Annotated in this window: 12 protein-coding genes; 9 read left to right on the top strand and 3 right to left on the bottom strand. The window is 52.0% G+C overall.

The window, feature by feature from the left end; translation table 11 throughout:
• Positions 1-86 precede the first annotated feature (86 nt).
• Positions 87-2015 carry a multiheme c-type cytochrome gene (locus tag GOV45_RS21370; protein ID WP_367648714.1) on the bottom strand — a complete coding sequence of 643 codons (1929 nt, stop codon included), beginning with the start codon at positions 2013-2015 and terminating at the stop codon, positions 87-89.
• A complete protein-coding gene (locus tag GOV45_RS21375; protein WP_170481965.1) occupies positions 2012-2881 on the bottom strand; it encodes a YihY/virulence factor BrkB family protein in 870 nt (289 codons plus the stop codon). The genes GOV45_RS21370 and GOV45_RS21375 overlap by 4 nt, the downstream gene beginning before the upstream one ends.
• 170 nt (positions 2882-3051) lie before the next feature.
• Between GOV45_RS21375 and GOV45_RS21380 the strand changes: the two genes are divergently transcribed.
• The 8 genes from GOV45_RS21380 to GOV45_RS21415 all read left to right on the top strand — a co-directional run bounded on the left by GOV45_RS21380 (position 3052) and on the right by GOV45_RS21415 (position 11483).
• The gene (locus tag GOV45_RS21380; protein WP_170481967.1) at positions 3052-4137 is read left to right on the top strand and encodes an AI-2E family transporter; all 1086 of its coding nucleotides are present in this window, start codon (positions 3052-3054) and stop codon (positions 4135-4137) included.
• A gap of 3 nt (positions 4138-4140) precedes the next feature.
• A complete protein-coding gene (locus GOV45_RS21385; RefSeq protein WP_170481970.1) occupies positions 4141-5253 on the top strand; it encodes an acetoin utilization protein AcuC in 1113 nt (370 codons plus the stop codon).
• Between the two features lie 113 nt (positions 5254-5366).
• Positions 5367-6344 (top strand): AAA family ATPase, encoded by a 978-nt coding sequence (locus GOV45_RS21390; protein WP_170481972.1) that lies wholly within the window; start codon positions 5367-5369, stop codon positions 6342-6344.
• A 19-nt stretch (positions 6345-6363) separates the two neighbouring features.
• Positions 6364-7311 (top strand): DUF58 domain-containing protein, encoded by a 948-nt coding sequence (locus GOV45_RS21395; protein WP_170481974.1) that lies wholly within the window; start codon positions 6364-6366, stop codon positions 7309-7311.
• Positions 7308-7784, top strand: a complete 477-nt coding sequence (locus tag GOV45_RS21400; protein WP_170481976.1) for a DUF4381 domain-containing protein — start codon at positions 7308-7310, stop codon at positions 7782-7784. Before GOV45_RS21395 ends, GOV45_RS21400 begins: the two co-directional genes overlap by 4 nt.
• A complete protein-coding gene (locus GOV45_RS21405) occupies positions 7781-8764 on the top strand; it encodes a VWA domain-containing protein (RefSeq protein ID WP_170481978.1) in 984 nt (327 codons plus the stop codon). Before GOV45_RS21400 ends, GOV45_RS21405 begins: the two co-directional genes overlap by 4 nt.
• Entirely contained in the window at positions 8761-10266 is a 1506-nt protein-coding gene (locus GOV45_RS21410; protein WP_170481981.1) for a VWA domain-containing protein, read from the top strand. The genes GOV45_RS21405 and GOV45_RS21410 overlap by 4 nt, the downstream gene beginning before the upstream one ends.
• A complete protein-coding gene (locus GOV45_RS21415; protein ID WP_170481983.1) occupies positions 10263-11483 on the top strand; it encodes a BatD family protein in 1221 nt (406 codons plus the stop codon). Before GOV45_RS21410 ends, GOV45_RS21415 begins: the two co-directional genes overlap by 4 nt.
• A 2-nt stretch (positions 11484-11485) precedes the next feature.
• Here the strand turns inward: GOV45_RS21415 and GOV45_RS21420 are convergent, their stop codons facing one another.
• Positions 11486-12166: a Crp/Fnr family transcriptional regulator gene (locus GOV45_RS21420; protein ID WP_170481985.1), complete on the bottom strand. Its 681-nt coding sequence runs from the start codon at positions 12164-12166 to the stop codon at positions 11486-11488.
• A gap of 201 nt (positions 12167-12367) precedes the next feature.
• On the opposite strand from GOV45_RS21420, the gene GOV45_RS21425 reads away from it, so the two are divergent.
• Positions 12368-13978 (top strand): arylsulfatase, encoded by a 1611-nt coding sequence (locus tag GOV45_RS21425; RefSeq protein WP_170481987.1) that lies wholly within the window; start codon positions 12368-12370, stop codon positions 13976-13978.
• Positions 13979-14021 lie beyond the last annotated feature (43 nt).

Consider the following 14021-nt stretch of genomic DNA (forward strand, 5'->3'; position numbering starts at 1 on the left):
AAACACCGGGGTTACCTAACTGCCGCCAGACACTAAAGGTGAAATTCGCCCGCAAAATGGCACAAATTGGTCTGTGAAGTGCCGATTTACCGCGCGTACTGATTTGCAAGTTGTTTGAGGTTCGGGTCATTTGGCAGAATTTTTAGGGCCTCATCCAGCGTCTGGATCGCGGCCTGCGGTCCGCGATTGATATGAGCCAACTGTACCAACATCGGCCAGGCTTCGGCTCGCTGGGGATCCAATCGGACTACCTCGCGAAACGCGCCTTCAGCTGCCTGGGAATTTCGAAGCGACAACGCCAGCCCCCCAAGAACCAGATGAGTTTCCGGAAAATCCAACCTATTTGACATGGTCTTCTGCCAGTCCGCCATCGACTTTTGTACAACAACCTGTTGCGCAGGCGACAATGCTCCTGCGGGGATCAACAAGAACTCCTTGGCGGTCGTTAAACGTACGTTGCGCAGCGGATCCGAAAGCAACGGTTCAAGACGTTCAATTCGGTCGGTCAACGTCGCTTCGCGTTGCAAGGCAACCGCATTTGCCCGTATCAAGGGGTCAGGGTCGGAAAGGCTCTCAGCGGTAGCCGCAGCTATTTCAGCTGATCCGAAAGCTTGCAGCAGATAAAGGGCGGTAGCGCGTACAATCCCTGCGTTTTGAGGGTCATTTGCTATTTCCAATAGTATTTCGGGGTCCTGTAACTGTCCAGTTGCAGCATCGTCAAACGCGCTACCAAAATGCGTCGCGCGCCGGGTTGATGCCGGATACCATGTTTCGATATTTGCAGCGGCCCAGCGTTGATCTTTATCTTGGTGACAATCTGTGCACGCGTCAGGCCCTAACTCCAGATCGGGGCGTGGAATTCGGAAACTGTGGTCGCGACGCCAATCGTTGCCCATATAAACCCGTTCGATCATGTGACAACTCTTGCATTGCGCCCCATCCGAGCCATCCTCGTGATGGTGGTGTTCGGGTGCATCGTAGGTTTTGCGTATCAGAGAGGGAAATTTCGGATTTCCGGCTGGCGAATGGCATTGTGTACAAATGCCGTTGCCTTCTGCAACGAGGTTCGCACTGTGGGGATTGTGGCAATCCATACAGCCGACACCCTTGTCATACATTCGCGACTGTAGGAACGAGCCGTAAACATATACTTCGTCAAGAATTTGCCCATCCGAGTGATAAAGGCCCGGTCTCAGTACCGCCAGATTATAAGCATCGTGATAAGGTGTACCCGGCAACGGATTTCCGTCCTCCAGGGCCTCGCGTCGCGAATGGCAACCAGCGCATTGCTGAATTTCGGCTTCGGTGTCACCTATTCCCCAATTAATCGGAAACCCAAACTCGCTCAGGCTTTCATTTACAGCCTTACCGTTCGTCCACTCAATGTGCGCTGAGCCTGGTCCATGACACGCCTCGCACCCGACCCCGATTTCGGAGTGAACCGACGCATAGCTTCTGGAGACAGGATCATAGTTTTTTACGAATCCTGTTGCATGACATTCCGCGCAGCGAGTGTTCCAGTTCTTATAAGGCCCCGACCAATGCAATCCATCATCCGGCGGTAGGTCCTGATCGGGATAAAGGTGAAACCAACGACCTGCATCAGTATCCCATACGACATCGAAGCTTTGTAAACGCCCAGGTTCGGTCTCAAAAAGATATTGTTGCAAAGGTTCGATACCAACTACGGAATGAACCGAATACTCTGTCGTCATACCGTCTTTTTCAGTCACGGTCGCAACCGGCGCTCCGTCCTTATTGGAAAACAAAACAGACATGCCGTCATCTTCATAACTCGTGTCATTGAAATCTGCTTGAATTGAACCTTCAGAAACCTCAGTCCAAGCCAAGGCATGGTGTGAAGCTTTCCAGCTGTCCGCAATGTCCTTATGGCAGTCTACGCATGCCTCGGACCCGATATAACTTTGCGCCATAACTGCCTGTGGCAAAGGGAAAAATGAGGCCAGAAATATAACAGCCAACCACGGAATGCAGCTTGTGCGGGAACCGATCACCCGTTTCCCTCCGAACTTGAGACACTTTCAAGATCAATGAGAGCACCATTGTACTCGGCTCCAAGGATCAACATTGCAGAACACAAATAAAGAAAGATCAATGCAGCCATGGCCCCCGCCAACCCTGCGTAGGTCGCACTATATGTCGCGAATTGAGCTATGTAGACGGAAAAACCCCAGCCGCCCGCTGCCCAAAGCGCGAGGGTTAAAATGACCCCAGGTATTATCTGTGACAGCCTGTGTCGTCGTGTCGGAAGTATCAGATGCGCAAGAATTACAGTGCCCGCAGGAACTGCCACGGTAAAGGTCCAACGCAAACGGTCAACAGACAGCCAGCCGCCCACGTCAAAGGCAGTATTTTCTGAGACAAGTCTTGTGTAGACGGGCAGTACTACTTCGACCGCTGCGATAGCGAGAATTGCGGCACCGCCGATGATGACCAAGGCAAAGCACATTAATCGTGCCTTCCAAAACGGCCAGGTATCCTGATCATGATAGGCTTGCGTCATGGCTTTGCGTACTGCAGCCACACCGTTTGAGGCAAAATATACTGCCAGCAATCCCCCAATCGTAATTACTCCGGATCCTGAGTTTTCTAACACCGCGCGTAATTCCCGCACAATTGGATCTGCAACATCACTGGGCCAAGCGCCGAAAATTAATTCGATCAGTTCGTCGGTGACATAGCCCTGCGACAATGCTCCCGCCAAGGCAACAGTGAAAAGCACAAAGGGAAAAAGCGCCATCATCAGAGACATGGCAACGTGGCTGCTCATGACAAAACCATCCTTGTTGCCGAACCTCCGCAAAGCTAGGAACAGAGCGCCAACAAAACGGTTTTTTTCAAGAATCGCTATAGGTTTCATTCGTCGACCCTACCCGTCCTTTGCTTCTGGCAGAACCACATTTGCCAATTCGCCAGTTAATTTCCGCGCATAACTGACTGACCGGATTGCACAAAGCCCTGATCCCGTGCAGGATCGCGACAAGTATCGTCGGACCGTGACACCCCGGCGACAATGATCAGGACCAAGGCATGCCGTCCGAACCGCAAAACAAACCTGCCAAACCTCGCCTCAAATTGTCGGCGACGCGCGATATCACGATCGTAGCGACATTGGTCGTCTTGGGACTTTACGCCGGAGCCAAATTCCTGATCCCACTGACCATGGCTCTTTTGGTCAATGTCCTTATTATCGCCCTCAGCGATCGGGTTGTTTCGTTGACCCGGCTGCCAGTTTGGCTTGCAAACATAGCCGGGGTCACCGTGGTTCTAGCCGGTTTGTTTACGATCATGTACGTACTAGGCAGTCAGGCCACGCAATTTGCCAGATCCATAAACACCTACGAAAACCAGTTTGATGGCGCTGTGAATCGTATCACTGGTCTGGTGGGGAATGATGTTACCTCATTTATTCGTGACAACCTGATCAGTATCGACATGTCCTATGTCGCAAGGTTACTGCTGGGCAGCGCAACCTCACTGCTAAATCAGTTTTTCTTGATTAGCCTCTATGTTGCTTTTCTGATGGCAGAGCGGCTGGCATTTCGCAAAAAGATACAACTGGCTGCGGGAAATCCGCAATTGGGGGCCGAATTAGCAACCGTTCTGGACGCTATCTCTTTCAGCTTGCAAAGATATGTGGGTGTAAAGACTTTTATCAGCCTGGTAACCGCTTCGATCAGTTACACGGTCTTTCGGGTTCTTGGCCTAGAATACGCCGAAACATGGGCCGTTTTGACCTTTGCGCTGAATTTCATCCCGTCCATCGGATCGATTATCGCCGTGTTTTTCCCTGCTATGATCGCACTGGTTCAGTTCGAAACTATTGGTCCGTTTCTGATCATCGTTTTGGGATGTGGGACAATTCAGTTTTTAATTGGCAATTTCCTGGATCCCGCAATGTTGGGTCGCTCACTCAACATGTCGACTTTTCTTGTAGTACTGGCCCTGACATTCTGGACCACCGTCTGGGGCCTTATAGGTGCGTTTCTCAGTGTGCCGCTGACCGTCTGCATACTTATCATCTTCAGCCATATTCCCGCGCTAAGGCCGGTTGCCATTCTGATGTCGCTGGACGGAAGGCTGGGCGACACCGAGCCTGCAACAGACGTGCGATAAGCCATGCAGAACCCTGTCTTTTTAGGGTCCGAAATATATCGCCATTCTACATATGGTTCCAAACATCCTCTGGCGATTCCGCGGGTGTCTACTGTAATTGACATTTGCCGTGCACTTGGTTGGCTAAACTCAGAAAATTACAGGATCAGCCCTTGTGCAAAACCTGACGCTTTGCACGCGTTCCATACGCCAGACTACATTGAGATCCTGCAAACGGCAGAAAAGTCTCAAGTTGTCACTGACACTGAGCGTGAAAAATATGCGCTGGGCACCTTGTCGAACCCGGTGTTTCCAGAAATGTATCGGCGTCCCGCAACGGCGGCAGGCGGATCTATGTTGGGTGCCGAATTGATCCGAGATGGCGGCATCGTGTTCAATCCGGCCGGAGGTACACATCACGGATTACCAAGCCGTGCCAATGGCTTCTGCTACCTAAATGATCCAGTTCTTGCCATTTTGACGTTATTAAGAATGGGCATGGGTCGCGTCGTTTATGTCGATATCGACGCGCATCATTGCGATGGTGTCGAATCCGCTTTTCAAGGCTCGGACAAGGTCCGGATGATTTCTGTGCACGAAGCGCGCAGATGGCCGTTTACTGGACTGCTAAACAATCACGCCGGTGGCGCTGCGTGGAACTTGCCGGTGGCAAAGGGCCTAAACGATGACGAATTTAGCGTCATCTTGGACCAATTGATCCTACCAACGACCGAGGCGTTTCGTCCTCAGGCAATTGTTCTCCAGTGCGGCGCAGATGCTGTCGCCGAGGACCCTCTGTCGCGCCTTGCTTTATCCAATAATTCTCATTGGCGCACTATTGTGCAATTGCGCGATCTTGCTCCCCGACTTCTGGTTCTGGGCGGAGGCGGGTATAACCCTTGGTCCGTTGCACGGTTGTGGAGCGGAGTGTGGGCAATGTTGAACGGCTTTGAAATCCCTGCGCTTTTGGATGCCCAATCACAACAAATTCTGAGTAGTTTGAATTGGAACCGAGCAGCAGGTCGGAAACCGCCGCTGCATTGGTTTCAGACTCTTAGAGATGCACCAAATCATGGGGCAATTCGGCAGGAATTACTGAGCGATCTCCGCCAACTTGCGGTTCGGACTTCGCGGTAGATCGATTCGCTAAAGCCTGCTAACCTGCCGACATTACAAAACTTTTCATCCCGCCAGGATCATGGCTGACGAACTCGCTATTTCACAGAAGTTGGCGGAGCGTGGACACCAAAATGAATGCACACAATCAGATAAATGACTTAAAAGCCCGAATGGGGCGGGACATTATCGGTCAAACCGATGTGATCGACCGGTTGCTCATCGGGATGCTGGCCAATGGAAACCTTTTAATTGAAGGCTTGCCCGGGCTCGCGAAGACCCGCGCAGTCAAGGCGATGGCGCGTAATCTAGATGCAAAGTTCAGCCGTATTCAGTTCACCCCTGACCTGTTGCCGTCTGACGTAACCGGGACAGAAGTGTATCAGCAAACAGATCAGGGTGGTACTTTTCGGTTCGAACCAGGGCCGATATTCGCGAACATCGTGCTTGCCGATGAAATCAATCGGGCACCTGCCAAAGTTCAGGCAGCCTTGTTGGAGGCGATGGAGGAGCGGCAAGTTACCGTCTCTGGCACCACGCATAAGATGGAACCTCTGTTTATCGTGATGGCGACTCAGAACCCAATCGAGCAGGAAGGTACTTATCCCCTGCCCGAGGCCCAGATGGACCGCTTCCTAATGCATGTGCAGATTACCTATCCGCCGGTTCAGGATGAGGTCGAGGTTATACGTTTGGTCCGCGGCGAAGAAATCGCGGCCGGAGCTGGAACACCATCCGAAACGCCGTCTCCGATACCGCAGAGTATCGTTTTTGAGGCCCGATCCGAAATTGGGAATATTCACGTTTCTGATGCTATGGACCGTTACATGGCGGATTTAGTACAAGCCACTCGGACGCCTGAAAACCTGAGTTCTGAACTTGCCAGTTGGATCGAAATTGGCGCCAGCCCGCGCGCTTCGTTGGCGTTGGACAAATGCGGTCGAGCGCACGCCTGGATGAACCAGCGCGATTATGTTGATCCCGCAGATATACGCGCGATAGCACACGATGTGTTCCGCCATCGCATAACGTTGAGTTTTGAAGCGCAAGGAAATGCGAAGTCTGCAGACGACGTAATCGCAGAAATTCTTCGCCTTGTGGCGTTGCCCTGACGACCGAGGAAAAAGCCGCGTGTCCAAGACCGCCGTATATCCGAATGATCCGCGCATCCATGTCGATGGGCCCCACCTGCTGCGGCTTGGTCTAAACTCGGGCGCGATCAGCCTTTTGCCGCGACAGCCAGCCCGATCAATTTTGAATGGCCGTCATGCCTCGCGTTTGCGCGGGCGAGGATTGAATTTCGAAGAGGTGCGTAATTATCTGCCGGGCGATGACATTCGAACCATTGATTGGAAAGTTACCGCCCGAACGGGCGAACCCCATGTCAGGGTCTACACCGAAGAACGCGACCGCCCTGCTCTTTTGCTGGTAGATCAAAGGGTTTCGATGTTTTTTGGAACTGAATCATTCATGAAATCGGTCATAGCCGCGGAAGCGGCCGCAATAATCGCGCATCGCGTGCTTGGTCAGGGGGATCGGGTCGGCGGTATTGTTTTCGGCGATACCGATCTGGCGGAACACCGACCACAACGCCGCGCTGCTGCACTGACCCGGTTCCTTTCGTCTGTCGGCGCTTTGAACTCAATGTTGAATGCGTCCATGCAGCCTGAACCAACGGTCACTTTGAACAACGTTCTTACTCAGGCGATACGAATTGCGCACAATAACACTATCATCTGCGTGTTTTCCGACTTCGATGGATTGGACACAGCTTCGGAAGGATTGATACGGAGGTTGGCGGCATCCAACGACCTGATACTGTTTAATATTTCCGACCCTAGTTCCAAGGCGCTAAAGCCCGATCTAAAGCTGACGGTTTCTGATGGCAATCAGCAGATTGAGCTCGACAGTTCCAATCCTGAACTATCCATTCGCATTAGTGCCGCGATGGAGGATCGCCTGGACCAACTTCAACTCTGGTCGCGCAGATATGGATTTTCGATCGTTCCGCTGACTACGGCTGAACCGACCCTCAAACAACTTCTAAAGCTCTTTGGCCATCAAGGAGGTCAGCAATGAGCGTTGATGTTGAAGGAAAATCGCTTGTTGAGTTGCTAGACATGCTGGAGCCAGCCCCAGTGCCAAACCCAATTTCGATGATGCCTCAGACATGGGGGTGGGTTGTTTTAGCAGTTTTACTTTTTGGGTTGATTGCTCTCGCTGCGCTAACCTACCTCCGGCATCGAAATATCAACGCCTACCGGCGCCAAGCACTGTTGGAATTGGGAGTTTCCAACGACAACCCGGCTAAAATCGCCGAGATCCTTCGCAGGACAGCTCTGGTCGCTTACCCACGCCGTCAAGTTGCCAGTTTGTACGGAGAAAATTGGCTGAACTTTTTAAGGCAAACAGCTGAAAAAAATGAACTAACGAACGAATTAGGTCAGATTCTTTTGGAGGCGCCATATCGAGACAATCCAGACAACCCCTGTCTAACTAATTTCGCTCAGCGGTGGATCAGGACCCACCAACCGGAGAAAAGAGCGCGATGATCTCTTTCGCTTCGCTATGGGTGTTTTTGCTGTTGCCTTTGCCGCTATTGGTATATTGGTTCGCTCCACCGCATCGGGAAGAAAGTAACGCCATCCGTATTCCGTTCTTCCGCCATGTGGTTCAAGCTGCGGGGATCGAACCGAGATCAGGGTCTATCATTCGAACCCGCACGTGGGCCCAAACCGTTTTGGTAATCTTTATCTGGTTGATGCTGTTGACTGCGCTGGCTCGTCCTGAAAAACTTGGGGACCCAGTAATTATCGAAAAGTCGGCGCGCGACGTCGTTCTATCGCTCGACATTTCTGGTTCGATGGATCAGCGAGACTTTCAAGCACCTGATGGCACGCCAAAACAACGCCTAGCAGCGGTCAAAGACGTTCTGAGTAATTTCATCGCCGATCGGCAAGGCGATCGCATGGCCCTGATTATCTTCGGCACCCGCGCATTTGTTCAGGCACCGTTCACTGAAGATTTAAAAAGCCTGAATGGCTTCTTGGACCAGACCGAAGTGGGAATGGCAGGCCCAAACACAGCGCTTGGCGATGCTATCGGTCTGGGTATCCGCACGTTCGAGTCAAGCGACGTGGAACAACGATTAATGATTGTATTGAGCGATGGCGCTGACACGTCCAGCCGAATGACGCCAGTCAATGCTTCTGCTGTCGCAGCAGACAAAGGCGTTGTAATTTACACGGTTGGGGTCGGCGACCCCAACGCTTCGGGTGAAGATCGAGTTGATCTGGACGCGCTGCAGGACATCGCTAACCGTACCGGCGGGGAATATTTTTATGCCGACGATGAGGCCGCGCTGCAAGCAACCTATCAGCGCATCGACGAGCTCAATCCCCGAACGGTCGAAACACAGAGCTATCGCCCACGCCAAAGTATGGCACACTATCCGCTGGGAATTGCGCTCTTGCTTATACTTGGCGGTTCCCTGGGGCAGTATATCATTCAAAGGCGCGGAGGTACGGCATGATAGGCGCGCTGGCGGAATTCCATTTTATTCGAACATATTGGTTGCTGTTGCTAATCCCAATTTTTTTCATTTGGTGGCTTGTGCGACCAAGAACAAAATCTGACGCTCAACTGCCGGCGGGGATTGCCCCGCATCTTGCACGAGTGTTGCAGACTGGGGCAGGTGAAACACAGAAAGCCTACCCCGTCGACTTCGCAATGATCGCGGCAATTCTGATCACTTTAGCGGTTTCCGGCCCTAGCTGGTCTCGGGCGCCCAATCCTTTAATCGCGGATACGGCTCCGCTGGTCATAGCTTTGAAGGTCACCGACAGTATGGAAAATAGTGACCTCGCGCCGTCGCGTCTGGATCGCGCCAAGTTCAAAGTGGCTGACTTGATAAAAGCAAGGGCGGGTGCGCAAACAGCTTTGATCGCCTACGCCGGAACATCTCATCGCGTCGCTCCGTTGACAGAGGATGCTAATATCCTGCGTCCACTCCTTGAAGGGCTGTCACCAGCCGTTATGCCAAAGCAGGGCGACGCCGCTGCCGATGCACTGTCTTTATCAGAATCGATTTTATTCGATAGTAAAACTCCCGGCGCAGTGCTGTTTGTCCTGGACGATCTTGACCCTTCGCAACTAACCGGTTTCGAGACTGCGACCGTGCCGTTATTCTTTCTTACCACTTTGCCCGACGATCAACGCATCGCGCAGGTCGACACGCTGAGCAACGCCACTGTTGTTCCCTTTTCCAATGATGACAGGGATATCACCCTACTTCAGCGCAGAATTCAGTCAGCATATTCAGCTGCACTGGATGATGATAATCGGTTAGACTGGGAAGACCGCGGTTGGATCCTCGTGTGGCCTGCTGCGTTGTTGTCCCTTCTGTGGTTTCGCAGAGGCTGGGTCATACGTTGGGCATTCGTCATAATGTTCTTTACTTCGCCATCCGGACCCGTTTTCGCCGATGGGTGGAGAGACTGGTTCCTAACAGCCGATCAACAAGGCCAAATCGCAATGAATCAAAAACGATTTGCTGAAGCCGCCGCGCTGTTTCAGGACCCTTACCGACGGGGATACGCTCATCTTAAGGCCGGGCAATATCCCGAAGCATCCGCAATTTTCGCTGAGTTGAATACGCCAGAGGCTGCATTTTCCGAAGGCATCGCAAGGATCCGCAACCGGGAATACAGGCCTGCCATTTCCGCCTTTGAGACAGCCTTGGAACGCCGCCCAGATTGGCCTGAGGCTCAGCACAACCTAGAAATATCCAAAGCCATACTGGAGTTCGTCGAAACCACGCGCGAACAGTCGGATACTGGTGAAGAAGCAGGAATTGGGGCTGATGACACTGTTTTTGATAATGAGGCAGGCCGCGGTAAAGAAACAACCATCAACGCATCAGTTGATGGTGGGCAGGCAATGACTGCAGATCAGTGGATCAGCACGATCGACACTGACATGCAAGACTTCTTACGCAATCGATTTTTGTTGGAAAATCAGGTGCAACAGCAATGAGATACGTCATATTCCTCATGTTGTTGTTTCCAATTCGAGGGTTTGCTCAAGCCTCGGAGCAGCCTCAAGTGACGATTGCAGCACCAAGCGATCCAGTTGTGGTCGGGCAACCGGCTATCGTTCGGATCAAAGTGTTGGTGCCAACTTTCATGCCGTCCCCACCTGTGTTTCCGTCGCTGGAAAAAGAAAACTTGCTTGTACGCCTGCCGGAGGGGGCGTCTGGTCCCATAAGCGAGTCCGTGGAGGGTGAAACTTGGTCGGGCGTCCAGCGTAGTTATCGTCTGTACCCTTTACAGGCAGGAGACATCGATCTGGGCGCTCTGGACGTTTCTGTGACGTTTGCTGATCCCGAAACAAACGAACCGAAGCAGGTGTCGGTCCCGCTGCCTGCCCTTACCCTGACGGCGACGGTGCCCGAAGGAGCCAGAGATCTCAATCCGTTGATACTCGCCACGGATTTTGGGCTGAATCAGCAGATTGAAGGCGAAACCGACATGCAAAACGGAGGTGCCATAACCCGCCGACTGACCGCCAAAATATCGGGAACAACACCCTTCCTAATCCCAACAATGATACCCGAGGTGCAGGACCCGCTGCTGCGCGCATATCCCAAAGAGCCTCGCTTTGCGGAAAACGAGGACCGAGGTGTACTTTCCGGTCAAAGAGTCGACGAAGTCGTTTACCTTGCACAGGACGGCGGCGAGACACAGCTGCCAGCAATATCTGTCCAATGGTACAACCTGGAAACGGACAATGTGGAAACCATCGACATCCAAGCAGTAAGTTTGACACTTGCCCCCCCCAAGTGGGAACCACCTGACGCCGACACGATAAGAACCTTTGTTTTTTGGATCACCTTGCTAGCTCTCGCTATATGGGCGTTTATGCGGTTTTTGCGTCCTCGTATAAACTCGTGGAGGACCAAGAGGCGTATTGCGTATGAGGCGTCACCGAAAATCGTGCAAAAAAAACTCAAGCACGCTCTCCAAGAGCATGATCTTTCTGCAGCTTATTCGGCGTTGGATTCACTGAAAGCCCTCTGTGATCCTCCTGATGTCGCTGGGATTGAAAATCGACTGGCTGACATAGGCGCAAGGCGGTATTCGGGTAAGGCATTCCCCAACGCTGAGGAATGGTCCGAAGCAATAGCAGAATTGAAATCTTTGCGGCTCATGAGTGAAAAACGACCAGAAAAACTTCCTCCGCTCAATCCATGAGGTCAACTTTGACAGCTTGCGATGAGTTTTCGGCGGTTTCTCAGTCGAACGCGGCCGTAGCCAAGTTCGATTAAACCGAGATCTGCCAAGCGGTGAAGATTGCGATGAAGTGTTGGCTGCGACACGGCAACCATTTCTGCCAGTTCATCCTGCGACACCGTTATCCATCCATTAGACTTCGACGTTCCTTCATCCAGATGAAGTAGTCGCAGCACCAAACGCTTTTCCGTACCAGTGACCGCAAGGTTAGCCATAATACGAAGGGCTGTTTGCATATTCTCATGGGATAAAGCGTAAAAATCCCGAATGTATTCAGGGTTTTCCTTTACCAATCTGTCCACTCGGGTGCTCGGAAAAAACAACGTTCGCGTTTCTTGCGTGGCGACCACGCTAACAAGTCTCTGGGCATCAGCAAACAAAGCTAAATCGCCGATCCAAAAACCACCTCCCTGACGATGAAGAACAAATTCTTGACCATCGTCGGCCGGGGCGGTGATCTGTACCGCGCCGTCCAAAACAGTGTAAACACCGTTGGCAGGATCGCCGCTGTGATAAAGGGTTTCAAACGCTCCGAAAGTCTTTTTGGTGGCGCATTCGAGCAAATCCTTTTGAAACCTAGCTGCCCGCGAGCCGAACCAACCAGTGGCCAACAATTGCTTTCTATCATCCTGAATATCAAACATTAGTATTCATCAATCTCATCATATGATAGGTTTCAGGGTATTATCATAGCCTAGACTACTTTGGTACGATTCCCGTCCTATTCAGGTTTTTTATCGCCGGGATTCAGGAACTTGTTGGCGGATTGCTATAGAAAACTAGCCGCCATCGATGACTTTACAATAAACGGGTCATTAAGACCCAAACAATTCAGGGAGCTCATCATGTCACCACCTTTTTCCATAGCAGATAGTTGGCGTCGCGGTTTGCGCCGTTTCGCCGTCGCCTCTGTGGCTTTTGCGCTGGCGGTGCCCGCCTGGGCGCAGGATCAAAAGCCAAATATCCTTGTGATTTGGGGCGATGACATCGGCCAGTCGAACATATCTGCCTATACAATGGGTCTGATGGGATACCAGACCCCGAACATCGACAGGGTTGCCGACGAGGGCATGATCTTTACCGACTATTATGGCGAGCAATCCTGCACTGCGGGCAGATCATCGTACATAATGGGCCAGTCTGTTTTCAGGACAGGACTTTCCAAGGTTGGCTTGCCGGGAGCTGATCTTGGTATGCAAACCGAAGATCCCACAATTGCCGGGTTACTCAAAGACCACGGTTATGTGACCGGTCAATTTGGCAAAAACCATTTGGGCGATAAAGATGAGCATTTACCGACAAACCATGGATTTGATGAGTTTTTTGGCAACCTCTATCACTTGAACGCCGAAGAAGAGCCTGAAAACGAAGATTATCCGGGCGACATGGTCCTGGCTGACGGACGCACTTTCCGCGAAGCCTATGGTCCCCGTGGGGTAATCAAATCAAAGTCCGATGGAACCATAGAAGACACTGGCCCATTGACCAAGAAGCGCATGGAAACCGTTGATGACGAAACGGTCGCTGCAGCCATCGATTTCATCAAACGCGCGCATGAACAGGGACAGCCATTTTACGTTTGGTGGAACGGTACGCGCATGCACTTCCGCACCCATGTCAAAGACGAAATGCGGGCTCAGGCCAATGAAATCATTGGTGGCGTTGCAGATGAATACACGGCTGGGATGATCGAACACGACATGCATGTTGGACAGTTGCTGGACTTGCTGGATGAGCTGGGCATAGCTGATAACACGATCGTTCATTACTCGACGGATAACGGCCCACATATGAATACTTGGCCGGACGCTGCTGCGACACCATTCTGGGGGGAAAAGAACACCAATTGGGAAGGTGGCTGGCGTGTACCTTCGATGGTTCGCTGGCCCGGTCAGATCGAGGCAGGATCGGTGACAAACGAGATCGTTCATCACATGGACTGGCTGCCGACATACCTTGCGGTTGCAGGAGACCCAGACATCAAACAAAAGCTGATGGATGGATACAGCTCTCCTGGTATGGGGCGCGACTACAAAGTGCACTTGGACGGATACAACATCCTGCCGCTACTTACCGGCGAGTCCGCCGAAAGTCCGCGTAAAGAGATATTCTATTTCTCTGATGACGGCGACCTGACCGCCTTGCGGTTCGAAGATTGGAAGCTGATCTTCCTGGAACAGAAAGCTTGGGCGACCTTGCGCGCTTGGATCGAGCCATGGACCGAGCTTCGGATTCCGCTGATTGTCAACTTGCGCCGCGACCCATACGAGCGCGCCTATCGAACCTCCAACACCTATTATGACTGGCTGTTGGATAGGGCTTATTTTCTGGTTCCTGCGCAACAATATGTTGGCAACTTCTTAGCCACGTTCCAGGAATTCCCACCTCGTCAGAAAGCTGCAAGCTTTAACCTCGACCAGGTAATGGAAAAACTGGCCTCACCAACAAACAACTAAGATAGGCAAAAAAACCCTAAGTGGGCCGCCAATTCAACGGCGG

Source organism: Ruegeria arenilitoris (assembly GCF_013035425.1).
Taxonomy (GTDB): Bacteria; Pseudomonadota; Alphaproteobacteria; order Rhodobacterales; family Rhodobacteraceae; genus Ruegeria; species Ruegeria arenilitoris_A.

Coding starts and splice junctions, on each gene's coding strand:
- GOV45_RS21420 (WP_170481985.1), bottom strand. CDS start 12,166: ATGTTTGATATTCAGGATGATAGAAAGCAATTGTTGGCCACTGGTTGG.
- GOV45_RS21415 (WP_170481983.1), top strand. CDS start 10,263: ATGAGATACGTCATATTCCTCATGTTGTTGTTTCCAATTCGAGGGTTT.
- GOV45_RS21390 (WP_170481972.1), top strand. CDS start 5,367: ATGAATGCACACAATCAGATAAATGACTTAAAAGCCCGAATGGGGCGG.
- GOV45_RS21385 (WP_170481970.1), top strand. CDS start 4,141: ATGCAGAACCCTGTCTTTTTAGGGTCCGAAATATATCGCCATTCTACA.
- GOV45_RS21375 (WP_170481965.1), bottom strand. CDS start 2,881: ATGAAACCTATAGCGATTCTTGAAAAAAACCGTTTTGTTGGCGCTCTG.
- GOV45_RS21425 (WP_170481987.1), top strand. CDS start 12,368: ATGTCACCACCTTTTTCCATAGCAGATAGTTGGCGTCGCGGTTTGCGC.
- GOV45_RS21410 (WP_170481981.1), top strand. CDS start 8,761: ATGATAGGCGCGCTGGCGGAATTCCATTTTATTCGAACATATTGGTTG.
- GOV45_RS21405 (WP_170481978.1), top strand. CDS start 7,781: ATGATCTCTTTCGCTTCGCTATGGGTGTTTTTGCTGTTGCCTTTGCCG.
- GOV45_RS21380 (WP_170481967.1), top strand. CDS start 3,052: ATGCCGTCCGAACCGCAAAACAAACCTGCCAAACCTCGCCTCAAATTG.
- GOV45_RS21400 (WP_170481976.1), top strand. CDS start 7,308: ATGAGCGTTGATGTTGAAGGAAAATCGCTTGTTGAGTTGCTAGACATG.